This is a genomic window from Amycolatopsis circi (genome assembly GCF_003385235.1).
Lineage (GTDB): Bacteria > Actinomycetota > Actinomycetes > Mycobacteriales > Pseudonocardiaceae > Amycolatopsis > Amycolatopsis circi.
Map to the genome: position 1 here is coordinate 1 of NZ_PQIA01000131.1, position 21,986 is coordinate 21,986.

Annotated in this window: 22 protein-coding genes; 11 read left to right on the forward strand and 11 right to left on the reverse strand. The window is 70.3% G+C overall.

Annotated features, from left to right (window positions below; translation table 11 throughout):
• Positions 1–376: 376 nt before the first annotated feature.
• The 3 genes from D0D37_RS37305 to D0D37_RS37315 are packed head-to-tail and all read right to left on the reverse strand — an operon-like array spanning position 377 to position 2,820.
• Positions 377–595 (reverse strand): hypothetical protein, encoded by a 219-nt coding sequence (locus D0D37_RS37305; RefSeq protein ID WP_116205293.1) that lies wholly within the window; start codon positions 593–595, stop codon positions 377–379.
• Between the two features lie 8 nt (positions 596–603).
• Positions 604–1,713, reverse strand: a complete 1,110-nt coding sequence (locus tag D0D37_RS37310; protein ID WP_116205294.1) for a fatty acid desaturase family protein — start codon at positions 1,711–1,713, stop codon at positions 604–606.
• An 18-nt stretch (positions 1,714–1,731) separates the two neighbouring features.
• Complete coding sequence (locus tag D0D37_RS37315) at positions 1,732–2,820, reverse strand: ferredoxin reductase (protein ID WP_116205295.1); 1,089 nt, start codon at positions 2,818–2,820, stop codon at positions 1,732–1,734.
• A gap of 92 nt (positions 2,821–2,912) precedes the next feature.
• On the opposite strand from D0D37_RS37315, the gene D0D37_RS37320 reads away from it, so the two are divergent.
• From D0D37_RS37320 to D0D37_RS37330, 3 genes are read left to right on the forward strand one after another with little or no spacing between them, the layout of a single operon-like run.
• Positions 2,913–3,590, forward strand: a complete 678-nt coding sequence (locus D0D37_RS37320) for a TetR family transcriptional regulator (RefSeq protein ID WP_116205296.1) — start codon at positions 2,913–2,915, stop codon at positions 3,588–3,590.
• Between the two features lie 4 nt (positions 3,591–3,594).
• Complete coding sequence (locus D0D37_RS37325) at positions 3,595–3,996, forward strand: VOC family protein (RefSeq protein ID WP_116205297.1); 402 nt, start codon at positions 3,595–3,597, stop codon at positions 3,994–3,996.
• A 45-nt stretch (positions 3,997–4,041) separates the two neighbouring features.
• Positions 4,042–4,770, forward strand: a complete 729-nt coding sequence (locus tag D0D37_RS37330) for a lipoate--protein ligase family protein (protein ID WP_116205298.1) — start codon at positions 4,042–4,044, stop codon at positions 4,768–4,770.
• A gap of 101 nt (positions 4,771–4,871) precedes the next feature.
• Here D0D37_RS37330 and D0D37_RS37335 read toward each other — a convergent pair whose 3' ends face one another.
• Positions 4,872–5,699 carry an Lsr2 dimerization domain-containing protein gene (locus tag D0D37_RS37335; RefSeq protein ID WP_116205299.1) on the reverse strand — a complete coding sequence of 276 codons (828 nt, stop codon included), beginning with the start codon at positions 5,697–5,699 and terminating at the stop codon, positions 4,872–4,874.
• Positions 5,700–5,844: 145 nt separating this feature from the next.
• On the opposite strand from D0D37_RS37335, the gene D0D37_RS37340 reads away from it, so the two are divergent.
• Both D0D37_RS37340 and D0D37_RS37345 read left to right on the forward strand, forming a co-directional pair.
• The gene (locus D0D37_RS37340; RefSeq protein ID WP_162834659.1) at positions 5,845–7,239 is read left to right on the forward strand and encodes a dihydrolipoyl dehydrogenase family protein; all 1,395 of its coding nucleotides are present in this window, start codon (positions 5,845–5,847) and stop codon (positions 7,237–7,239) included.
• 55 nt (positions 7,240–7,294) lie between these two features.
• Positions 7,295–7,864, forward strand: coding sequence for a TetR/AcrR family transcriptional regulator (locus D0D37_RS37345; RefSeq protein ID WP_116205300.1), 570 nt, complete (start codon positions 7,295–7,297; stop codon positions 7,862–7,864).
• Positions 7,865–8,017: 153 nt separating this feature from the next.
• Here the strand turns inward: D0D37_RS37345 and D0D37_RS47610 are convergent, their stop codons facing one another.
• The gene (locus tag D0D37_RS47610) at positions 8,018–10,234 is read right to left on the reverse strand and encodes a hypothetical protein (RefSeq protein ID WP_116205301.1); all 2,217 of its coding nucleotides are present in this window, start codon (positions 10,232–10,234) and stop codon (positions 8,018–8,020) included.
• Positions 10,235–10,502: 268 nt separating this feature from the next.
• On the opposite strand from D0D37_RS47610, the gene D0D37_RS37355 reads away from it, so the two are divergent.
• Both D0D37_RS37355 and D0D37_RS37360 read left to right on the forward strand, forming a co-directional pair.
• The gene (locus D0D37_RS37355) at positions 10,503–11,006 is read left to right on the forward strand and encodes a DUF3145 domain-containing protein (protein ID WP_093576929.1); all 504 of its coding nucleotides are present in this window, start codon (positions 10,503–10,505) and stop codon (positions 11,004–11,006) included.
• Positions 11,007–11,029: 23 nt separating this feature from the next.
• Positions 11,030–11,629 carry a hypothetical protein gene (locus D0D37_RS37360; protein ID WP_167493624.1) on the forward strand — a complete coding sequence of 200 codons (600 nt, stop codon included), beginning with the start codon at positions 11,030–11,032 and terminating at the stop codon, positions 11,627–11,629.
• 71 nt (positions 11,630–11,700) lie between these two features.
• Here the strand turns inward: D0D37_RS37360 and D0D37_RS37365 are convergent, their stop codons facing one another.
• The 5 genes from D0D37_RS37365 to D0D37_RS37385 form a co-directional block, all read right to left on the reverse strand.
• On the reverse strand, positions 11,701–12,951 hold the full coding sequence (locus tag D0D37_RS37365) for a beta-ketoacyl-[acyl-carrier-protein] synthase family protein (protein WP_116205303.1): 1,251 nt from the start codon (positions 12,949–12,951) through the stop codon (positions 11,701–11,703).
• Between the two features lie 52 nt (positions 12,952–13,003).
• Positions 13,004–13,249, reverse strand: a complete 246-nt coding sequence (locus tag D0D37_RS37370; RefSeq protein ID WP_009074690.1) for an acyl carrier protein — start codon at positions 13,247–13,249, stop codon at positions 13,004–13,006.
• A gap of 70 nt (positions 13,250–13,319) precedes the next feature.
• Positions 13,320–14,285, reverse strand: a complete 966-nt coding sequence (locus D0D37_RS37375; RefSeq protein WP_162834662.1) for a beta-ketoacyl-ACP synthase III — start codon at positions 14,283–14,285, stop codon at positions 13,320–13,322.
• A gap of 14 nt (positions 14,286–14,299) precedes the next feature.
• Positions 14,300–15,211 carry an ACP S-malonyltransferase gene (locus tag D0D37_RS37380; protein WP_116205305.1) on the reverse strand — a complete coding sequence of 304 codons (912 nt, stop codon included), beginning with the start codon at positions 15,209–15,211 and terminating at the stop codon, positions 14,300–14,302.
• A gap of 324 nt (positions 15,212–15,535) precedes the next feature.
• Positions 15,536–16,747, reverse strand: a complete 1,212-nt coding sequence (locus D0D37_RS37385) for a PucR family transcriptional regulator (RefSeq protein ID WP_116205306.1) — start codon at positions 16,745–16,747, stop codon at positions 15,536–15,538.
• A 156-nt stretch (positions 16,748–16,903) separates the two neighbouring features.
• Between D0D37_RS37385 and D0D37_RS37390 the strand changes: the two genes are divergently transcribed.
• From D0D37_RS37390 to D0D37_RS37405, 4 genes are all read left to right on the forward strand, one after another.
• Entirely contained in the window at positions 16,904–17,821 is a 918-nt protein-coding gene (locus tag D0D37_RS37390; protein ID WP_116205307.1) for an ABC transporter ATP-binding protein, read from the forward strand.
• The gene (locus tag D0D37_RS37395; RefSeq protein WP_116205308.1) at positions 17,818–19,032 is read left to right on the forward strand and encodes an ABC transporter permease; all 1,215 of its coding nucleotides are present in this window, start codon (positions 17,818–17,820) and stop codon (positions 19,030–19,032) included. Before D0D37_RS37390 ends, D0D37_RS37395 begins: the two co-directional genes overlap by 4 nt.
• Positions 19,033–19,775: 743 nt before the next feature.
• On the forward strand, positions 19,776–20,645 hold the full coding sequence (locus D0D37_RS37400) for a mechanosensitive ion channel family protein (RefSeq protein WP_116205309.1): 870 nt from the start codon (positions 19,776–19,778) through the stop codon (positions 20,643–20,645).
• A 366-nt stretch (positions 20,646–21,011) separates the two neighbouring features.
• A complete protein-coding gene (locus D0D37_RS37405; protein ID WP_116205310.1) occupies positions 21,012–21,650 on the forward strand; it encodes a nicotinamide mononucleotide transporter family protein in 639 nt (212 codons plus the stop codon).
• Between the two features lie 2 nt (positions 21,651–21,652).
• Here the strand turns inward: D0D37_RS37405 and D0D37_RS37410 are convergent, their stop codons facing one another.
• Positions 21,653–21,898, reverse strand: a complete 246-nt coding sequence (locus D0D37_RS37410; protein WP_116205311.1) for a hypothetical protein — start codon at positions 21,896–21,898, stop codon at positions 21,653–21,655.
• Between the last annotated feature and the right edge of the window lie 88 nt (positions 21,899–21,986).

Genomic DNA, 21,986 nt, shown 5'->3' on the forward strand with positions numbered 1-21,986 from the left:
GTACGGGGCTGGCTTGTGTGGTTGGGCGGGGGGTAGCCCTACCTCGTCGCCTGGCGGCGACATTGCGCACGGTCGTGCGTGGGGCACCCCGAAGCTTGATTGTGATGACGGACGGCGGGTGCTTGTCAAGGCGGGAAAGATGCCTTGACAAGCACCCGCCGTCCGCATTTTGGCTTCGTATCGGGGTGCGGGGGTGGTGTGGGTGCACTGCGAGTTGGGTGCGTTGGCGGCTGTTGGGCGGGTGGTGGTCCGTGAAGCGGGTGGTGGGCCGTGAAGGGGCCCCTCACGGACTGCCGAAGTCCGTGAGGGGAACCCTGAGGGAATCAGAGTCTGTGAGGGTTCCCCTCACAGAAGCTGCGGGGACAGGACCACGGAGTCAGTCCGTTTCGGGGGTCTTGTCCAGGCGGGCTTCGTCTTCCTTCGCGCGTTGTGCCGCTTCGCGCATTTCGATCACGTCCGTGAACCAGTCGCCTGTTTCGCGGGCTATGTCGCGGACCGCGCCAGTGATGATGGTGGCGATCTTCCCGATGTGGTTGGCTGCGGACTCCGTCAGCTCCTGCACGGTGTCCTTGCCACTTTCGAATGGGCCGACCATGGGCTTCCTCAGGCTGCTCGGAGTTGCCGTTCCGGATCCACGGTAGCGGTCGGGCCCGGTTTTCCGGGGAGGGCCAGCCGCACGATCTTCTTCGCTACCGACCACAGCTGCTTGTGCAGGGGGCCGGTGTTGTAGGGCAGGCCGTAGCGCTCGCAGATTTCCCGCACCTCTCCGGCGATCTGCGGGTAGCGGCGCGCGGGCAGGTCCGGGAACAGGTGGTGTTCGATCTGGTGCGACAAGTTTCCCGAGAGAATGTGGAACAGCGGGTTGCCGGTGATGTTCGCCGAGCCGAGGATCTGGCGCAGGTACCACTGGCCGCGCGACTCGTTCTCGGTCTCTTCCTCGGTGAAGCTCTCGACGTCCGCCGGGAAGTGGCCGCAGAAGATGATCGAGAACGCCCACAGGTTGCGGACCAGGTTGGCGCTCGCGTTGCCCAGCAGCGTCAGCGGCGCGAGCGGGCCGGTCAGCAGCGGGAACAGGACGTAGTCCTTGCCGATCTGGCGCGAGGCCTTGCGGACGATCCGGCGCAGCACCGGCACGTTTTCCGCCCAGGTGCGCTCGCCCTTCACGACCCGCTCGACCTCCAGGTCGTGCAGCATGACGCCCCACTGGAACAGCAGCGCGAGCAGCGTCGCGTACACCGGGTTGCCCAGGTAGTACGGGTGCCACTTCTGCGCCGGGTCCATCCGCAGGATTCCGTAGCCGACGTCGCGGTCCTTGTCGACGATGTTGGTGTAGGTGTGGTGGATGTAGTTGTGCGAATGCCGCCAGTTCTCCGCCGGCGCGACGGTGTCCCATTCGAACCGCTGCGAGCTCAGCTCCGGGATGCGCGTCCAGTCGTACTGGCCGTGCATCACGTTGTGGCCGATCTCCATGTTGTCCAGGATTTTCGCTGCGGAGAGCGCCGCGACGCCGGCGAGCCACGCGGGCGGCAGGAAGCCGGCGAACAGCAGGCCGCGGCCGGTCACCTCCAGCGCGCGCTGGGTTTTGATGATCTTGCGGATGTACTCGAGGTCTTCCTCGCCGAGGTCGTCGACGATCCGCTGGCGCAGCGCGTCGAGTTCGCGGCCGAATTCCTCGACCTGTTCGGGGGTCAGGCGGTCCTGCAATCCGGTCATGATCGCTTCCTCCGGTGGTCAGGCGTCGATTTCGACGTCCCCGACGGGGACGCTGACGCAGAGCTGGATTTCTTCGTTCTCCTCGCCGGAGACCTCGCCGGTGCGGGCGTTGCGGACGCGTCCGGCGGTTTTGAGCTGCGTGCAGGAGAAGCAGATGCCCATCCGGCACCCGTGTTCCGGCGTCAGGCCCGCTTCCTCGGCCTGTTCGAGCAGCGGCTTGCCGGAGTTGTCGCACTCGCGGCCGCTGCGGGCGAAGCGCACCCGGCCCTCGGCGGCCGCGGTGTCGAAGGTCAACGGCGCTGCCGTGAACTCTTCGGTGTGCAGTCGTGCACTCAACCCTTCGTTCTCGAAGAGTTCGCGGGCAGCGGCCATCAGCGGAGCGGGGCCGCAAAGGAACGTCTCGGCCTCGCGGAACCACGGCGCGGCCTTCTCCAGGTGCTCGACGGAGAACAGGCCGTGCAGGTCGCCGCCGCGGCGGGCGTGAGTGTGCGCGTTGACCACGCGGAACGCCGGGTGCCGGGCGGCCAGTTCGGCCAGTTCGGCGCGGTAGAGGGCGTCCGCGGGGGTGTTCGAGTAGTGCAGGAACACGATCTCGCCGGGGTGGCCCTCGGCGACGAGCGTCCGAGCCATCGCGAGCACTGGCGTGATCCCGCTGCCGCCGCTCATCAGCACGATCCGGTCCGGACGCGGCGACGGCAGGGTGAATTCGCCGTCCGCGGGCGAAAGTCCCACTACCGCGCCGACGGCGGTGTCCTGCAGATGCCGCGACACCAGCCCGTTCGGGTCGGCTTTCACGGTGAACTCCAGGTCGCCGCTGCCCTGCGCGCCGCACGGCGAGTAGCAGCGGGTCCGGCGCACGCCGTCGATCTCCACCTGCATCCGCACGTACTGCCCGGCGCGGAAGCCCTGCCACGCCCGGCTCGGCCGCACCGTGAAGGTGACGGTGTCCGGCGTCTGATGCCGCACGGCGGTGACGCGGCCGCGGATCTCGCGCCGCACCAGCATCGGGTCGACCAGTTCGAGGTACCGGTCCGCGCCGTGCGGGGTGAGCAGCGCCTCGGCTAGCGAGACGAGTCCGCGCACGCGGCGCGGGAGCAGTGCGGTCATCACCCCTCCAGAGGTTGAGTGCACAGTCGTACACTGACTAGTGTGGGGGCAAGGCCCCGGGGCCTGTCAACGCGGAAGCGAGGTGATGTGACGTGGGCCATGCGACGATCGCCAGTACGCTGCTCGACGTGTCCGCAGTCGAGGAGCCAGCCGGCCCGGTGAGCCGGCAGGAGCGCAAACAGCGCACCCGTCAGGCATTGCTCGACGCGGCGCTCGATCTGCTCGCCGACCGGAGTTTCGCCAGCCTTTCGCTGCGCGAGGTCGCGAAAGCCGCGGGCATCGTGCCGACGGCGTTCTACCGGCATTTCTCGTCGATGGAGGAGCTGGGCGTCGCGCTGGTCGAGGAGACCACGCGCACGCTGCGCGGCATGCTTCGCGGCGCGCGCACCGAGCAGCGCGGCTACGGCGGCATGATCCGGGCTTCGGTGCACACGCTGCACCGGCACGTCCGCGAGCACGAGGACCACTTCCGGTTCGTCACGCGCGAGCGTTACGCCGGTGCTGGAGCGGTGTCCCGGGCGATCGCGGTCGAGATGCGGATGTTCTCCAGCGACCTGGCACTGGACCTGGCGCGCTTCGACCCGCTGCGCACCTGGCCCACCGAGGACCTGCACCTGCTGGCCGACCTCATCGTCACGGCGATGCTCGGCACGGTCGCCGAACTGCTGGACATCCGCCCCGGCGACACCGCCGCCGACGAGCGGACCTTGGTCGCGGCCGAAAAACGGCTCCGGATGATCCTGCTCGGCGTGCCGCACTGGCAGCCTTAGCGGCATGGCCTTCCTTCAGCTGACCGCGATCATCGTCGACGACTACGACGAGGCGATCGATTTCTTCACCCGCGCGCTGGGTTTCGACCTGGCCGAGGATTCGCCGTCGCTCACCAACGACGGCCGCCCCAAGCGGTGGGTGGTCGTCCGCCCGCCCGGCGGCGAAACCGGCATCCTGCTGGCGAAGGCCGACGGCGACCGGCAGTCCCGCGCGGTCGGCGACCAGCACGCCGGCCGCGTCGGGTTTTTCCTGCGCGCGGACGACTTCCAGGCCAGCTATCAGCGGATGCGCGACGCCGGGGTGGAGTTCCTCGGCGAACCGCGGACCGAGCCGTACGGCCAGGTCGTCGTATTCCGCGACATCGCGGGCAACCGCTGGGACCTGCTCGGCCCGGCCGCGTCCTGAGCCTGCTCTACGATCCCGAAGTCCAGCAGATCGTGGAGGAACGCTATGCCGAGCGGGTCGGAAGTCCGAGCCGAATTCACCGACCCAGCCGAAAACCTGGCGTTCGACGAGGCACTGCTGCGCGAAGGCCCGGCCGGGCCGGTCGTGTGGCTGTGGCGGAACCCGGTGTGCGTCGTGGTCGGGCGCGGTCAGCGGATCGCCCGCGAAGTCCGCGTCGAGGAATGCGCTCGCGACGGCGTGCCGGTACTGCGGCGAGCCAGCGGCGGCGGCACGGTGTTCCACGACCCGGGCAACCTCAACGTGACGCTCGTGCTGCCCGGCCCCGCGCCTCGTCCGCTGGAAATGCTCGGCCTGGTGATGTCCGCCGCAGTGGAGAAACTCGGTCTCCCGGCCAGAATCGGCGACCGCGGCATCTTCGTCGGCGACGCGAAACTGTGCGGCTTCGCGGTGTTCCGGACCAAAGACGTGCTGCTGGCGCATTCGACGCTGCTGGTCGACACGGACGCTGCTCGCGTCGGCGCTTACCTCACCGGTCCGCCGCCGGACCCGAAGCCGTTGGACTCGCACCGGAGCAAGGTCGCGTCTCTGGTCGACCATGGCGTGCGGTTGCCGTTGGCAGAGGTGGAAGACACCGTCCGCGCGGCTGCCGCGGGACTGCTCGGCCCGCTCCCTCCGCGCGAACCGACGGCGGGGGAGTTGGAGCGGCAGCGGTCATTGCTGTGGAGCCGCTACGAATACCCGGACTGGCACGCCGAAGGACGCCAGCGTTCGTGATTGTCTTGCCAGGCAGTCACATCCGCGTGCTCTTGGCCGAGACGCCGTGAAGGGCTCCTTGAGGGAATCAGATTCCCTCAAGGGGCCCTTCACGGACCGGATCAGTTGCCGGAGGCGGAGAACAGCACCGGCGGCACTTCGCTGGCCGTACGGCGGCGCGGCTTGGCGGCTGCCTTCGCTGGTGCCGGTGCGGCGGTTTTCGCGGGAGCTGCCTTCGCGGGTGCGGCTGCATTGACCGGCGCGGTCTTTGCCGGGGCTGCCTTCGCGGGTGCGTTTGTCTTGGCCGTCGCGGTCTTGGCCGGTGCGGTGGTTTTTACCGGGGCCGTTTTCGCGGGTGCGGCTGCGTTGGCCGTCGCGGTCTTCGCCGGTGCGGTGGCTTTCGCCGTGGCCGTCTTCGTGGGTGCGGCTGCCTTGATCGTCGCGGTCTTCGCCGTCTTGGCAGCGGGCGTCTTGACCGCAGCGGCTTTCGTCGACTTGGCGGTGGTCTTGGTCGCAGCGGCCTTCGTCGGCTTGGCGGCCGCGGACTTGGCCGGAGCCTTTGCGGTCCGGCTCGCCGTGCCGGTCGCGCCACCCGTTCGGGCAGTCTTCGCCGGGGTCTTCGCGGTCCGCGCCGGGGTGGCGGAAGCTGCCTTTCCGGCAGTCTTCTTGCCAGCAACGGCTTTCCCGCTCGTGGCCGCCGCGGGGGCCTTCTCCGCCACCGGCTTCGGCTCGGCCTTCTTCGCCCCGGCGATCAGCCGCGGCCGAAGCTTCCGCCCGCCCGTCCGGCGGCCGGCCTTCGCGTACTTCTCCAGCAATCGCCGCAGCGCAGCCGCGTTGCGGGCGCCGAGGTCGATGTCGTAATCGACGCCGTCCAGCGCGAACGCGACGGTTTCCGCCGCGCGTCCGCCGGTCAGGTCGTCCAGTGTGCGGACAGCGGTGTTCCTCGCCATGGGAGCCTCCCGTGCTCGATCGTGGTCGTGCGTGCAACCGGCACGGCGACGACCCGGAATTCTCGGTGCCGCCGGTTTCTTGCAGCTCTCTCCCGAGAATACCGGCAGGCTTGCGCGAACCTGCGCGGTGGTGTGCGCTGTGCGCATGGCAGCAGAGACTTTCGACGTCGTGGTCATCGGGGCGGGTCCGGTCGGGGAAGTGGCCGCCGAACGGGCAGCCATGGGCGGGCTGAAGGTGGCGCTCGTCGAACACGAACGGTTCGGCGGGGAGTGTTCGTACTGGGCGTGCATCCCGAGCAAGGCGTTGCTGCGCCCGGGAAACCTGCTCGCCGCGGCCAAGCGGATGCCCGGCGTGCCGATCGGGGACGCGCTCGATCCGGAGAAGGTGCTCGCGCGCCGCGACTGGTTCACCGGCAAGGGCGACGACTCCGGCCAGGTCGAATGGGCGCGCGGCGCGGGCATCGAACCCGTGCGCGGCTACGGCCGGATCACCGGCGAGCGCGAGGTCGCTCTCGACGACGGCCGCGTTTTCTCCGCCCGGCACGCGGTGATCGTGTGCACTGGCAGCGTTCCGCACACGCCGCGGATTCCGGGGCTGGACACGATTAAGCCGTGGGGTTCGCGGGAAGCGACGTCGGCGACCGCGGTGCCCGGACGGCTCGGCGTGCTCGGCGGCGGCGTGGTCGGCGTCGAGATGGCGCAGGCGTGGGCGCGGCTCGGCGCGCAGGTCGACCTCGTGATCACCGGCGACCGCCCGTTGCCGCGGCTGCCGGAGTTCGCCGGCGACCTGGTGCTGGACGGATTGCGCGAGGCAGGCGTCCGCGTGCACCCGAACTCCGGCTTGCGCGAAGTGTCCGTTGTGGACGGTGGCACGCAGCTGAAACTGGCCGGCGGCGACGAGATCGTGGTCGACGAACTGCTGGTCGCGACCGGCCGCGCGCCCGCGACCAGCACCATCGGGCTGGACGTGCTCGGCCTGCCCACTGACGGCCCGCTCCAGGTCGACGAAAGCGGCCGGGTGTCCGCTGTGGAGGGTGGCTGGCTCTACGCCGCGGGTGACGTCACCGGCCGCGCTTTGCTGACCCACCAGGGAAAATACGCCGCCCGCGTCGTCGGCGACTCGGTCGCCGCCCGTGCTCGCGGCGAGGAGATCTCGACCGAGCCGTGGAGCCGCTACAGCGCGACCGCCGACCATCACGCGGTGCCGCAAGTGGTGTTCACCGACCCGGAGGTGACGTCAGTCGGCCTCACCGAGGCGCGCGACGGATCCACGGACCGGGTCGTGGACATCGACATCGCGGTCGCCGGTTCCTCGCTGCACGCCGACGGGTACCAGGGCAAAGCGCGGATGGTCGTGGACACCGAACGCGGCGTCGTGCTGGGTGTCACGTTCGTCGGCCAGGACGTGGCGGAATTGCTGCACTCAGCGACGATCGCCGTCGTCGGCGAGGTCCCGCTGGACCGGTTGTGGCACGCGGTGCCCGCGTTCCCGACGATCAGCGAGGTGTGGCTGCGGCTGCTGGAGGCTTACGGGCTCTGATTTGGGTGGTCTCGTGTCACTTAAGTGGTCGTGCCACTTCAGGTAGCGTCGGGGCATGACCAGTGCCCCCGTTCCCGGCCGTCGTGAACGCAAAAAGGCGGCGACCCGCCAGGCGCTGGCCGATGCCGCGTTGCGGATGTTCCTGGAGCGCGGCTACGACCAGGTGACCGTGCGCGAGATCGCCGACGCCGCGGACGTGTCCACCACCACGCTGATGAAGCACTTCCCGACCAAGGAAGCTCTCGTTTTCGACCGGGAGCCGGAGATCGACGAGGCACTGGTTTCGGCGGTGCGGGACCGTCCCGAGGGCACGTCGGTGCTGGCGGCGCTTCGTGCGCACATGCACGTCCGGGCGACGTCCGGCATCCGCGCGGAGGCCGCACCGCTGCTGCGGTTGGTGCGGGAGACGCCCGCGCTGGCCGAGTACTGGCACAAGATGTGGATGGGCCACGAGCACACGCTGAGCCGGGCGATCGCGGCGGAAACCGGTGCGCCGGAGGACGATCCGCGGTGTGCGGTGCTGGCGCATTTCGCGCTGGAGACGGCCGTGCTGGCCGATCGCACGGACGACCCGCCGCGGATGGTGGACGTGGCCTTCGACCTGCTGGAGAGCGGGTGGCAGTGAGGGCTGGTTTGCGGGACGGCGGTCGCGCGCTTCGCTGCCGTGCCTAGAACCGGCTGGCCGCTAGACCGGGTGGCACCGAGCCCTTCGCTGACGATGGCACTTGCGGCGCTAGGCTCGGCTGCCCGGCGGAGGGTCCGTCGCTGAGTTGGTTGCTCAGGACGGCAGTTGCAAGTCGAGCGCACCCTTCGCCGCACGAGCGAGTCCGGGATCGTCCGCTGTGGACGGTCCGGGTTGCCAGACCGCCTGCACGAGCCGCACGCCGTTCCCGTCGATCTTGCTGGCGTAGGCGGCGCCGTCGAACTGCGGCGGCCCCGAAGGCCACTTGCCGGTCTCCGTGGCGACGTCCAGGATCCCGCCGCCGCCCGGGTTGTCGGCGATCTGCTTGAGGTGATCGGCCTGTCCGGCGTCGGAGAACTCGACCACCGCGACGGTGACCGCGGCCGGCCGGCCGTCCACGAGCGCCGTGTAGCTCGCGCGACGGACCGCGGAGCAACTGGTCTGCTGGAGACTCGCCTGGACGTCCCCGAACGCGTGCGAGGCGCACTTCTGGTCCGCGCTGCTCGCCCGGGGCTCGAAGGTGAGAGTCGGCGCCGGCGGAGCACTCGACGTGACGCTGCTCGGCACCGGACTCGGGACGCTGCTGGGCGGCGGCGCACTGCTGGCGGGCGGTGCGGCGGCGGTGTCGTCGCTGCCGCTGGTCGCCACGACGATCGCCGACACCACCAAGGCGACCAGCAAGACGATCGCCGCGATCGGCACCCACTTGACGGTCCGGGAGCCCGGCTTTCCCGGCCCGGCCGGGGTGTTCGGCCCGGCTGCCGCAGTGGCCCCTGTCCCTGCTGCGCCTGTTCCTGCCCCCGTGCTGGCGGCTGCTCCGGTGCCCGCTGCGGTGGCTGTTCCGGTGCTGGCTGCCCCCGTCGCGGCGGCCGGAACCGGCGGCACAGGTTGAGGCGCACCTCGCGGAGGACTGCTCGGTCCAGGAACATTCACCGGCACAACCGGCGGAACGGCCGCGGGCGGACGTCCAGCACTCGGTGGCTTGGCCGGAGACGGCATCTTCTCGGTCGGAGCCTCGGGCGGATCAGTGGACTCGGTAGGCGCTTCGGAAAGCGAGGCCAGCTCGATCGACGGAATCTCCGGCCGGGGAGGCCGCACCGCGATGATCTTCTGCCGCAGCGTAGGAGCCGGGGAAGCGGCGGATTTCGGTGCCGCGGAAGGCTTGCTGGGGGAAGCAGCAGCCTTCGGAGCCGCAGAGCCAGCAGGCCCCGGGGCGGTGGTGTTGTTGTCGGCTCCGGGGAAGACGGGAAGTTCCGGAGTATTTCCCGGGCCTGCCGGGCTTTGCGGGCTCGCCTGCGGTCCCGGACTGGTCGCGGGCGCAGCGGTGCCGGGGCCGCCCGCACCTGATCCGGTGCCGTTGGAAGCGACGGCGGCAGTGCTGGCGGCGGGCTTGGCGGTGCTGGTACGGGCAGCGTCGGACGAGGAACCGGCCGCGTGGGAAGAAGCCGCATCGGATCCAGCCGCAGTGGTTCCGGCGGGACCGGACGACGTGGCACCTTGCCCGACTGCGCCAAGCTCAGCGGATCCGGCCGCACTGTTCGCGGTAGCCGGTCCAGCAGTGCTTGATCCGGCAGTACTCGACGGAGTGACGTTCGGTGCGCCAGCGGATGCCCCGGCAGAACCGGGATTCACCGTGCCAGCGCCAACGGCGCTCGCGGCAACCGCGGAGCCCATACCTCCGGGAGCCCGAGGCCCAGGAGGAACCGGAACGTCGTCCGCGAACCGAACGAACCCCTCTCCCCGCAAAACCTCGTCCGAAAGCTCCGGCGCGTCCGGAGCCAGCGCCGAGATCAACGCCCGAGCCTGGTCCACCGACCGCGGATGCCGGGCGGTGGCCAGGGAGACCGTCGCCGCCAGCATCGTCGTCGGGGTCGGGTGCAGGACCCGGACCGGGCCCGCGAGGTCGCCCGGCGGCTGGTCGACCGTCTCCACATACGGGCCGACTGCCACGATCGTGCCCACCGGGCCTCCGCCGAGTTCCGCGATGCGGCGTTCGCATTCCTGGGACAGGTCGAGGGCCTCGGTCGCGGGGTTGACGTCGTCGCCGTGGACGAGGGGCCAGCCGTCCGCTTTCCACGGGCCGCTCAGCGGGGCTTCGAGGCGCAGGGCCGGGTCGGGCAGGTCCACGCCGATCACGACGAGCACGCCCGCGGGCAGCACCACGACCGCCTCGACCGGACGGTCTCCGGTCGGGCGGGCACCGACGAGCGCCACGCCGCCGATCACCGTGCTCCCCCGGCCGAGGGAGGCCAGCGCGGCCCGCACGTCTTCCGCGACGCGTGCGGGCTGCTGCCCGAGACGGACCAGTCGCACCGAAACTCTCCTGTCGAATCCGCAGCGTTTCCGGTGCACCACGCTAGCGTGCCGAGCCGCCGGAACCGTGCTCCGCGCCTGCGCGTCGGCGTGGCTCACCGCAATGGGTCGTCCGCTGCGACTTGTGGTGTTCGTGTGGCCAAACGGCACGGTTGGGGTGCAGAATGTGCTACACAGGTCGGGAACTGCCGTGGAGGCTACGCAACCTGCGCAGGGTTCGAGAGGTCGTAGGGGAAGACGTCCCTCGTCGAACAAGCGGAGGTCAGCAGTGAGCACCCGTGGCAGCACCCGAGGCGTGGTGTACGTCCACTCGTCGCCGTCTGCGGTATGTCCGCACGTCGAGTGGGCCATTTCGGGCACCCTTGGTGCCCGGGTCGAGCTGAAGTGGACGGCCCAGCCGGCCAGTCCGGGACAGCTCCGGGCCGAATGCAGCTGGAGCGCGCCCGCAGGAACGGCGGGCAAGCTCGCCGGCGCCCTCAAGGCGTGGCCGATGGTGCGCTTCGAAATCACCGAGGAACCCAGCGCGGGCGTCGACGGCGAGCGGTTCTGCTTCGCGCCCGGTCTCGGGCTCTGGCACGGCCGCACCAGCGCCAACGGCGACATCGTCGTGGGCGAGGACCAGCTGCGCGCGCTCGTCAGCATGACCCGCGGCGGCGAAACCCTCGCGCACAAACTGGACGAACTCCTCGCCGCGGCCTGGGACGAGGCGCTCGAGCCGTACCGGCACGCCGGGGACGGCGCCCCGGTCACCTGGCTGCACCAGGTCGGGTGAACGAGCGCGGTACCCTCACCCGGGTGAGCGTTCCTTCGACCCCGCCCTCCCGTCAGCGGTGGTTGATCCCTGTGCTCGTGGTGGTGCTGTCCATCACCGTCGCCGGGGGTCTGCTCGCCCGCGAGCTGTACCGCCGCCCCGATTCCCCGCGCGCGGCCGACGGCGAGGCCATGGCGCCGTCCGCCACGACCAGCGGCGGCCAGGCCGACAAGTCCGGCGCGGTCCAGGTCGCGGTCGCCCCGGACGCCGAGAATCATCCGCAGGACGACGCCGTCCGGACCGTGCTGCAGGCTTATTTCACCGCGCTCAACCACAAGGACTACGACGCCTGGACGGAGACGGTCAGCGACGCGCGCCGCAGCAAGACGCCGGAAGTGGACTGGCACCGCAACTTCCAGTCCACGAAGGACGTCAACATCATGCTGTACCGCATCGAACCGGGCGCGCAGGGCACGCTGCGGGCACTGGTCGCGTTCACCAGCACCCAGTCGGTCAACGAGGCCCCTCTCGACTTCCCGTTCCCGTGCATCAACTGGCGGCTGGTGCTGCCGATGAAGTACGAGCACGGTTCGTACCGGATCGACACCGTCGACGGCACCGCCACCGAACACGACAAGTGCTGATCCCGAAAACCTGGTGAAACGAGGAAGGGCCCCGCGGGAATCCCGCGGGGCCCTTCGCCGTGAAAGGGAACTCAGTTCGCCGGCGTGAACAGCAGCGCGGTGTTGTGCCCGCCGAAGCCGAACGAGTTGGACAGCGCCGCGGCGAGTTCGACCTTGCGGTTCTCCCCGGACACGACGTCGAGCTGCACCTTCGGGTCCTGCTCGGTGAGGTTCAGCGTCGCGGGCACGATGCCCTCGTACAGCGCGAGAATCGTCGCGATGCCCTCGACCGCGCCGGCCCCGCCGACGAGGTGGCCGAGCGCGCCCTTCGGCGCGGTGACCACCGGGTGCTCGCCGACCGCCGAGCGGATCGCCGCCGCCTCGCCGATGTCGCCGACCACAGTGGACGTCGCGTGCGCGTTCACGTGGCCGATGTCCGAAGGGGACAGTCCGGCCATCGCCATCGCCGCGCGCATCGCCGCGATCTGCCCGATGCCCTCCGGGTGGTTGCCCGTGATGTGGTAGGCATCCGACGTCAGGCCGTAGCCGGCCAGCTTCGCGTAGATCCGCGCGCCGCGGGCCTTCGCGCGGTCGGCCCGCTCGAGCACGACCACGCCGGAGCCCTCGCCGAGCACGAAGCCGTCGCGGCTCACGTCGAACGGACGCGACGCGGCGGCCGGGTCGTCGTTGCGCGTCGACACCGTGCGCGCCTGGGCGAACCCGGCGACGGTGATCGGGTGGATGCAGGCCTCGGAACCGCCCGCGACGACCACGTCGGCCCGTCCGGACCGGATCATCTCGTAGCCGTTCGCGATGCCCTCGGCCCCGGACGCGCACGCCGACGCGGGCGAGTGCACCCCGGCCCGCGCCTTCAGGTCGATGCCCACGTGCGCGGCCGGGCCGTTCGGCATCAGCATCGGCACGGTCAGCGGCGACACCTTGCGAAGACCCTGCTGGTGCAACAGATCGTTCTGGGTCAGCAAGGTCACCGGCCCGCCGACCCCGGTGCCGATCGAAACGCCGAGGCGCTCCGGTTCGACGTCGGTGTGCTCGTCGGTCTGCTCGGCGAACCCGGCGTCGGCCCAGGCCTGGCGGGCGGCGATCAGCGCCACCTGCTCGCACCGGTCGAGCCGCCGGGCCTGCACGCGGGGCAGGATGTCGGTCGGCTCGACGGCGAGCTGCGCCGCGATCCGCACCGGCAGGTCCAGCTCCTCCGCCCAGTCCGCCGCGATCGTGCTGATCCCGCTGCGGCCGGCCAGCAGACCGTCCCAGGTGGACGCGACGTCCCCGCCCAGCGGCGTCGTCGCGCCCATTCCGGTGATCACGACGTCGATGTTGCTCATGGGAGTCTCCCCAAGGGTCGGCTCCGGACCGGGGCCCGGGTACGAAGAGGGCTTACTTCGAGTTGGCGGAGACGTAGTTCACCGCGTCGCCGACGGTCTTCAGGTTGGCCAGCTCGTCGTCCGGGATCTTGACGCCGAACTTGTCCTCGGCCTGCACGGCGATCTCGACCATCGACAGCGAGTCGATGTCCAGGTCGTCCACGAACGACTTCTCCTCGGTGACGTCGTCCTGAGCCACGCCGGCGACCTCTTCGACGATCTCGGCGAGGCCGGCGAGAATCTCAGTGTTGTCAGCCATCGGTGTTGTTCCCTTCTCGGTTCTTCTGCGGGTCCGCTCGCGGGCACGGCGCCCGCGGGGGAAGTATCGCTCAGGGCAGGACGAACGCCTGCGCGGCATAGGAAAGCCCGGCTCCGAAGCCGACCGCCAGCACCACGTCGCCGCTTTTCGCCGTTCCCGCCTTGCGCATGTGGTCCAGCGCCATCGGGATCGAGGCGGACGAGGTGTTGCCCGAGTACTTGATGTCGTCGGCCACCACCAGGTCCTCGCGCGCGCCCTTGGCGCGCAGCTTCTTGGCGATCGACTCGACGATCCGGAGGTTCGCCTGGTGCGGGGCCAGCACGTCCACATCGGACGGTTGCAGCCCGGCGGCCTCCAGCGCGCGCAGCGCGATCGGCGCGATCTGCGTGGTCGCCCAGCGGAAGACCGACTGGCCCTCCTGGTAGATCCACTGATTGTCGCGCATGTAGATCAGGTCGACGAGGTCGCCCGCGCTGCCCCACACCACCGGGCCGATCCCCGGTTCGTCGGACCCGCCGACCACCGCGGCTCCCGCGCCGTCGGCGAAGATGATCGCGTTCGCGCGGTCGGTCGGGTCCACCACGTCGGTGAGCTTCTCCGCGCCGATCACGAGGACCTTCTTCGCCGAGCCCGCGCGCACGAGGTCGGAGGCGACGCCGAGGCCGTAGCAGAATCCGGCGCACGCGGCGTTGAGGTCGAACGCGCCGGGGCTCTGCACGCCGATCCGCGCGGCGACCTGCGCGGCCGCGTTCGGGATTTGGGACGGCATGGTGCAGTTGGGCACGATGACCGTGTCCACTTCGGACGGATCGACGCCGGCGTCGGCGAGGGCGTCGGCCCCGGCGGCGACCGCGTAGTCGACCAGGACGTCGTCCTTCTCGCCGAACCGCCGCTCGACGATGCCGACGCGGTCGCGGATCCACTGGTCGTTGGTGTCGATGACCTGCGACAGGTCGTCGTTCGTGACGATCCGGTCGGGCTGGTAGCTGCCGAAGCCGAGGATGCGGGCGGCGGGCGCGCCCTGAACCAGGCGCATGGTGGGGCGGGCGGTCACTGGGCGTCCTCCTCGCGCAGCGCCGCCAGCTCGGCGGGCGACTTCAGCGCGGTGGTAGTGGTGACGACGCCCTTGAGCTGCCGCTTGACCAGTCCGGTCAGGGTGCCCGCGGGCGCCAGTTCGACGGTGCGGTCCACGCCGAGCGCGGCGAGGCCGTCCATGGTGAGGTCCCAGCGGACCGGGCGGGTCACCTGGGCGACGAGCCTGCGCAGGTACTCCGCGCCGCTCGTGACGACCTGGCCGTCGGCATTGGACAGCAGCGGGCGCACCGGGTCGGCCGGGGAAAGACCGGCGGCGTGCTCGCGCAGGGCGTCTTCCGCGGAGGCCATGTAGGGCGTGTGGAAGGCGCCGGCGACCTTGAGGGCGCGGATCTTCGTGCCCTCCATCGGCTCGGCGACGATCTTCTCGATCGCGGCGGCGGACCCGGAGGCGACGATCTGCCCGGCCCCGTTGCGGTTCGCGGCGGCGAGACCCTGGCTTTCCAGCCACGCGGCGACTTCGTCGGGGTCGCCGAGCATCACCGCGGCCATCGACGTCGGCTCGAGCGCGCACGCCTTGGCCATCTCCGCGCCGCGGACCGCGGCGAGCGCGACCGCGTCGGCGGGGGCGAGCACGCCGGCGATCGCGGCCGCGGCCAGTTCGCCGACGGAGTGGCCGGCGACCGGCGCGTCGGCGGGCACCGGCAGGTGCTCGAAGGACAGCAGCGACAGGGCGACGATCAGCGGCTGCGCGACAGCGGTGTCCTGGATCTCCTCGGCTCCGGCCTCGGTGCCGAGCCGGATCAGGTCGAGTCCGGAACGGACGGACCACTCTTCGACGCGCGCGCGGGCGCCGTCGAGCTCGAGCCACGGGGCGAGCATGCCGGGGGCTTGGGAACCCTGGCCGGGGGAGAGGACTGCAACTGTCACGCTGTCTATGAGACCACGGGTCCCCTCGTGCTTCGGCTGCGGGCGGTCACCAAGTCCGTGCGGCGTTATTGGAGGAAACCTCCAAAGACCCGCCGGAGAACCCGGTCCTTAACCCATCCGCCTTGTGGGATTCAACCAGCGCTTGCCGTGAAGTCCGTCACCCGCCACGCCCGGTGCGGCACCGCGCCGCCAACTGCCGCCGAGGACGTCCGTGAGGGGAACCCTGAGGGACTCAGAGTCCCTCAGGGTTCCCCTCACGGACGTTTGCGGAGCAGTCTCGCGGCTGGCCGGTGCTCCGCATCGCCGTAGCGGGGATTCGCGTGGTTACCAGAGGCCGCGGGCGCGGGCGAGCCTGCCGACGGTGAGCGCGACCCGAAGCACGAGCGCGTCGCGGGCGTCGGTCGGGTTGCGACCGGTGAGTTCGGCGGCTTTGCGCAGCCGGTACCGGACCGTGTTCGGGTGCACGAACAGCGTTTGCGCGCAGCGTTCCAGGACCCCGCCAGTGTCCAGATAGGTCTCGACGGTGCGCTGCAGCGCCGCCCCCGCCTCTTCCAACGGCCGGGCCACCGAATCGACCAGAAGCCGTTCCGCGCCCGGGTCGCCGGAGAGCGCGCGTTCGGGCAGCAGGTCGTCGGACCGCACCGGACGCGGCGCGCCGGGCCAGCCGACCACCGCGCGCAAACCGGACAACGCCTCGGCCGCGCTGTGGTGCGCCTCGGCCAGCGTCGGCACGGTCGGACCGGCCACGACGGGGCCGTCCGCGAACACCGTCGACATCCGCGCGAGGATCTCGCGTTCCTTCGGCCCGCCCTCGGTGGGACCGCCGATCACGATCACCAGCCGCGAGCCCTGCACCGACAGCAACACCGCGCGGCCCACACGCGCGGCGCGGGCGCGGACGTCGAAAACCACTGTTGGAGGGTCGTCCGAAGGCGGATTCCCCACCAGCACAGTCGCCGCGGCGGCCGGATCCCAGCCCAGCGCCGCGGCCCGCGACAGGACGGATTCTTCCGCGTCGCCACGGACGATTCCGTCGACCACGAGCGCTTCGAGCCGGGCGTCCCACGCACCGCGCGCTTCCGCCGCGGCAGCATAGGAATTCGCCGCGGCGAAAGCGATTTCCCTGCCGTAGCGCAGAATTCCTTCGATCAATGCCGCGCGTTCGGCTTCCGAAGCGGCGAATTCGGGGAGCTGTTCTTCGAATACCTCGATCGCGAGCCGCACCATCGCGACGGCCTGGCGCAGGCTGATCCAGCGCGACACCTCGGTCGGCGCGTCGCGGAACGCTTCAGTGGTGAGCTTCAGCGCTTCCTTCGAATCCCGCAGCCACGCTACGAAACCGCTCGCTCCGGTCTGCGTGATCAGCAGGACGCTGGCGCGCTGGTCGGCGGGCAGCCGCGCGAACCAGACCAGGCGGCGTTCCATTTCGGCGACGCTCGCGCTCGCCAGCCGCCCGGAGGCGTGCTCCAGGCTGCGCAGGGTTTTCGCGGACAGCCCGTGGTGTTTGGGCGCGGGACGCCCTGTGGTGTCGGCCATGTCGGATCCGATCCTACGTGCCGCCTCCGGCCTGCAACTTTAGGCGGATGCCGCGGCGACCTCAGGTGGTGGGCACGGCTCCGCCGAAGTGCCTAGGATCCCTGGTGGGGTGGTAGGGGATCACCCCGGGCGAAAAAGAGAACAGGGGGACGGGCCATGCCAGAGCCCGGACTGGAGATCGACGGGATCTCCAAACGGTACGGCGCCGTGGTGGCGCTCGAGGAAATGACGTTCGACGTGCGGCCGGGGGAGCTTTTCGGATTCGTCGGCAGCAACGGGGCGGGCAAGACGACCACCATGCGCATCGCGCTCGGCGTGCTGAGCGCCGACGCGGGCCAGGTGCGTTACGCGGGCGAGCCGATCACGCACGAAACGCGCCGGCAGATCGGCTACATGCCCGAGGAACGCGGGCTTTACCCGAAAATGAAGGTCGGCGAACAGCTCACGTATCTGGCCCGGCTGCACGGAATGCCCGCCGCCGCGGCGAAGGCGTCGAGCGAGCGGTGGACCGAACGCCTGGGCGTGGCCGCGCGCCGCGACGACGAGGTGCAGAAGCTCAGTCTCGGCAACCAGCAGCGCGTGCAGCTCGCCGCCGCGCTGGTGCACGAACCGCGGATTCTCGTGCTGGACGAACCGTTCTCCGGACTGGACCCGGTGGCCGTCGACGTGATGAGCGACGTGCTGAAGGAGAAGGCGGCCGAGGGCGTTCCGGTCGTGTTTTCCAGCCACCAGCTGGATTTGGTGGAGCGGCTGTGCGACCGGATCGGGATTGTCCGAAGTGGACGGATGGAAGCGTCCGGCACGGTCGCGGAACTGCGCGCGGGCGGGACGGCGCGGCTGCTCGTGGACGCCCCTGAGGCGCCCGAAAACTGGGCGGCCGGGCTGTCCGGCGTCACCGTGATCGGCCGCCGGGGAGCGGTGACCGAACTGGAACTGGCCGACGGCGCGGACGACCAGGCGGTGCTGCGCGCCGCGCTGGCTACCGGACCGGTGCGGGAATTCGCCCGGAAACTGCCGTCCCTGACCGAGTTGTTCCGTTCCGTCGTGTCCGAGCACCAGGAGGCCGCGGCATGACCGGGTCCGATGTCCAGATGAGCCCGCTGTCCGCGGTCGGCCTGGTGGCCGGGCGGGAGATCAGCACGCGGGTCAGTTCCAAGGCCTACCGCATCACCACGCTGGTGATGGTGATCATCGTCGTCGCGCTGGCACTGATCTTCAAGTTCTTCAACGGCGGCGGGAGCGCCGACGCGACGGTCGGCTACGTGCCGGCCGCGTCGCAGCTGGCGCAGCCGCTGACCGCGACGGCGAAGTCGATCGGCCAGAACGTCGCGACGCAGCAGGTGCCCGACGAGAAGACCGGCCAGGCGAAGCTGCAGGACGGCTCCATCGACGCGCTGCTGGTGCAGGATGCGAAGCGGGTCCACGTCCAGGTGAAGAAGACCTTGGACGCGAAGCTGAAGAACACCTTCACCGTGCTCGAAGGGCAACTGGCGCTCAACCAGCAGATCGAATCCCTCGGCGGCGATCCGGCGAAGGTGCACCAGGCGACCGCCGAGGCGGCGATCGACGAACTGCCGCCGCTCGAGAAACCGTATGACTACAACGGGCAGCAGCTCGTGCTCGGCATCATCGCGGGCATCCTGATCTACCTGTCGCTGATGCTCAACGGGCAGAGCGTCGCGCAGGGCGTCGTCGAGGAGAAGACGTCGCGGGTGGTCGAACTGCTGCTGTCGACGATCAAACCGTGGCAGCTGATGGCCGGGAAGGTGCTCGGCATCGGCACCGTCGGGCTGATCCAGATGCTGGCGATCGGCGTGGCCGGCGTGGCGGCCGGGCTCGGGTTCGGAGTGCTGACGATCTCGGCGAACGCGGCCATCGGCACGGTGGTCTGGCTGATCGTCTGGTACCTGCTCGGGTTCTTCATGTATTCGATCGTGTTCGCCGCGCTGGGCGCGCTGGTGTCGCGGCAGGAGGACGTGGGCGGCGCGACGATGCCCGCGCTGATGTTCGTGATCGCCGGGTACGTGGTGGGGATTTCGATCCTGCCGTCGAACCCGGGCAGCCCGCTGGCCGAGGTGCTGTCGCTGATCCCGGTGTTCGCGCCGACGCTGATGCCGATGCGGCTGGCGATGGGCGGCGTGCCGGTGTGGGAGGCGGTGCTGTCGATCGGGCTGGTGGTCGCGCTCATCCCGGCGCTGATCTGGCTGGCCGCGCGGATCTACCGCAACGCGGTGATGCGCACCGGGGCGAAGGTGAAGCTGCGGGACGCGCTGAGCGCTGCCTGACACCCGAGTCCGCTACGGCGGGTCGCGGCAGACGCCGCGGCCCGCCGGTTCTTTTTTCCGCGCCGGGAAACCTCTACTCTCGGTGGCCGCTCCGACCGGGTGAGGGACCTGGGCAGCGGTGCCGCTAACCCACGTGGGTTAGCGGCAACGGGTGAGTTGCGTGAATGCCGGCCTCGCGATCGCGCCGTCCCGTTTGTCCGCCGCGCCTCGGTAAATGACCTTCACGCCGCCTCTCGCGCTCCGGCGGCCAAGCGCTATTGCCGCTTCGCGGTTATCCGGTGATGCGTCGGAAGATCCGCGCAATTCGCCGCCGCCCGGCATCGTCCGACGCGAATTCGCACCGCACAGACCGCGCCCCGCCGGGATTCCCGTCCGGACATCTCCGCCGCCGCGCGCAGGCCGGGACGCAAATCCGTCGGCGGCCCGCCAATCGCCCGAACATGAAGGCCAGATGAACGCGAGCGAAAACCCGAACCCTATTCGTCTCGGAAGCGCTGGTCCGCGGCAATAAAGAGCGGGAAATGTTCGAGGCCGCTCGGCGCTTGCGGTTTTCGCTGCGCCGAGCGGCCTCGTCTCCCCGGTCCCCACCGGTAGGACAAGTATGGCGGTGCTTGATCTTCCCGCGCCAGTCGTCTCACTCGATCGTGGTGCACAGCACTCGGGTGCAGTGGGTACCTGTCCTGCGACCCGGTGCGACAGGACGGTGCCGGAATCCACGTCGAACCGCGGCGAAGGGAGCCAGCGTGGGTGAACAACTCAAGGACGGACTCGGACAGGCCTGGAATCTGGTGGCCACGTTCGTCCCGAAACTCGTGGGCTTTCTGATCATCCTCTTGATCGGCTGGCTGATCGCGAAAGCCGTGTCCAAAGCCCTCGGGCTCGTTCTCGGAAAACTCGGTTTCACGCGGCTGGTGGAGAAGACCGGGCTGACCGGAATGGTGAAGGGCGCGAATCTCGACGCCACCACGGTGCTCGTGAAACTCGTGTACTACTTCATTCTGCTGATCGCGCTGCAGCTCGCGTTCGGGGTGTTCGGGCAGTCGAACCCGGTGAGCCAGCTGCTGAACGACATCATCGCGTTCCTGCCGAGGATCCTGGTCGCGGTGGTGCTGATCATCGTGGCGGCGGCGATCGCGAAGGTCGTGCGGGACATGGTCGCGGGCGCGCTGTCGGGCCGCCCGGCGGGACGGCTGCTCAGCACGGTCGCGTACTGGCTGGTGATGGCGTTCGGCATCATCGCGGCGCTGGGCCAGGTGAACATCGCGACGGCGGTGACCGGACCGGTGCTGATCGCGGTGCTGGCGACCGCGGGCGGCGTGATCGTCGTCGGCTTCGGCGGCGGCCTGATCAAGCCCGCCCAGGAACGGTGGGGCGGCTGGCTGGCCAACCTGCAGGGCCAGGTCGGCTCGGGTTCCGGCACCAGCGCGCGGGAGCCGGGCCAGGTGAGCGGACAGCACGCGCACGCCGGGCAGGCCCGGACGCAGAGCTACCCGCAGTCCCAGTCGGGCAGCCTGCCGCAGCCCGGCGAGCAGACCCGGCAGATGCCCGCGGACGGCGGCCGCCCGCCGGAGCCGCCGACTCCGCCGGCCGGTTTCGGGCGAGTGGAGCGCTGAGCCGGAACCAGCTGGGAGGTTGAGCCGGTGATTCCGCGGGCAGTGAGCTGATCCGCGGACATTCACTGGCGTCGGGCCGTGCTGCTGACCGGATTCGAGCCCGGTCGGCCGCTTCGCTGACGGCCTTCCCGATCCGCCGGATCGGTGACCAGGGGGCCGCGTTGCTTCGGCAGCGCGGTCCTGCGGTCTGCCCCGCGTTCGCGGGGCTTGCTCGGGCGATGGAGGCCCGGTGCCACCCCGGCACCGGGCCTTCGCCATGTCCGGCTCCGGCGTCCACTGAGCGGGACTGTCTCCAGTCTCACATCGGCACGGGAATGGAGGCTCCGTGTTGCATGTTGGGAGGCGTAGATCGGAAGGGGTGCCGACGTGGACTTCCTGTTGCACCACGGCGTGACTGTGTTCGGCCAGTGGATCTCGATCGCGGAGCTGGCCGGGCAGGTGTTCGCGCTCGCGGTCGTGTTCCTCGCGCAGCGGCGGACGCTGTGGACCTGGCCGGTGCAGGTCGGCGCGACCGTCCTGCTCTTCTCCGTTTACGCGTCCGCGCATCTCGGCGGCCTCGCCGGGCGGCAGGTCGCGATCCTGCTCATCTCGCTTTACGGCTGGTGGGCCTGGAACCGCCGGACCGACCCGGTGTACGGCGTCGTCGTGCGCAAAGGCCGGTGGACCGAGCGGGCCGTGATGCTCGGCGCGTTCGTGCTGGGCACGGTCGGGATGGCGCTGACGCTCCAGGCACTCGACGCCTCGTGGGCACCGTGGCCGGACGCCGCGATCTTCGTCGGGACGCTCGTCGCGTTCGCCGCGCAGGGAGTCGGGCTCGTGGAGTTCTGGGGCGTGTGGCTGGTGGTTGACGCGATCGGCGTGCCGCTGCAGATCAGCTCCGGCCTGTACTTCTCGGCCGCGATCTACATTGTCTTCGCCGCGCTGGTCGTCCACGGCTGGGTCACCTGGAACCGCTCGGCGCGCACCGCGGTGGCCGGCGACAAGGCCGTCGCCGCGGCGCGCTGACCTCAAGCGCCGAGCGCGAGCAGGCCGTCCGGAGTCAGCTCAGCCTCCGTCCACTGCCCGACCGCGCCGCCCAGCGCGGACGCCGGACGGACCAAGCCCTCGCGGACCAGGTCGTGCGCGGTCGTCTGGTCACAGCAGGGCAGGCCGTCGACCCTCAGGTCCGGTTCGCAGCTGCGGGTGAGTTCGGCTCGGCCGGCGGCGATCGCGCGCAGCATCGCCAGCGCGCGGCGGTTCAGCGTGACGGACATGGTCTTCTCCCTCGGATGATCCGAAGGCAGGAGACGTGATGTCCGTCACTAGATACCTCATTACGCCGACCGCGCCACCCCGGGCTGA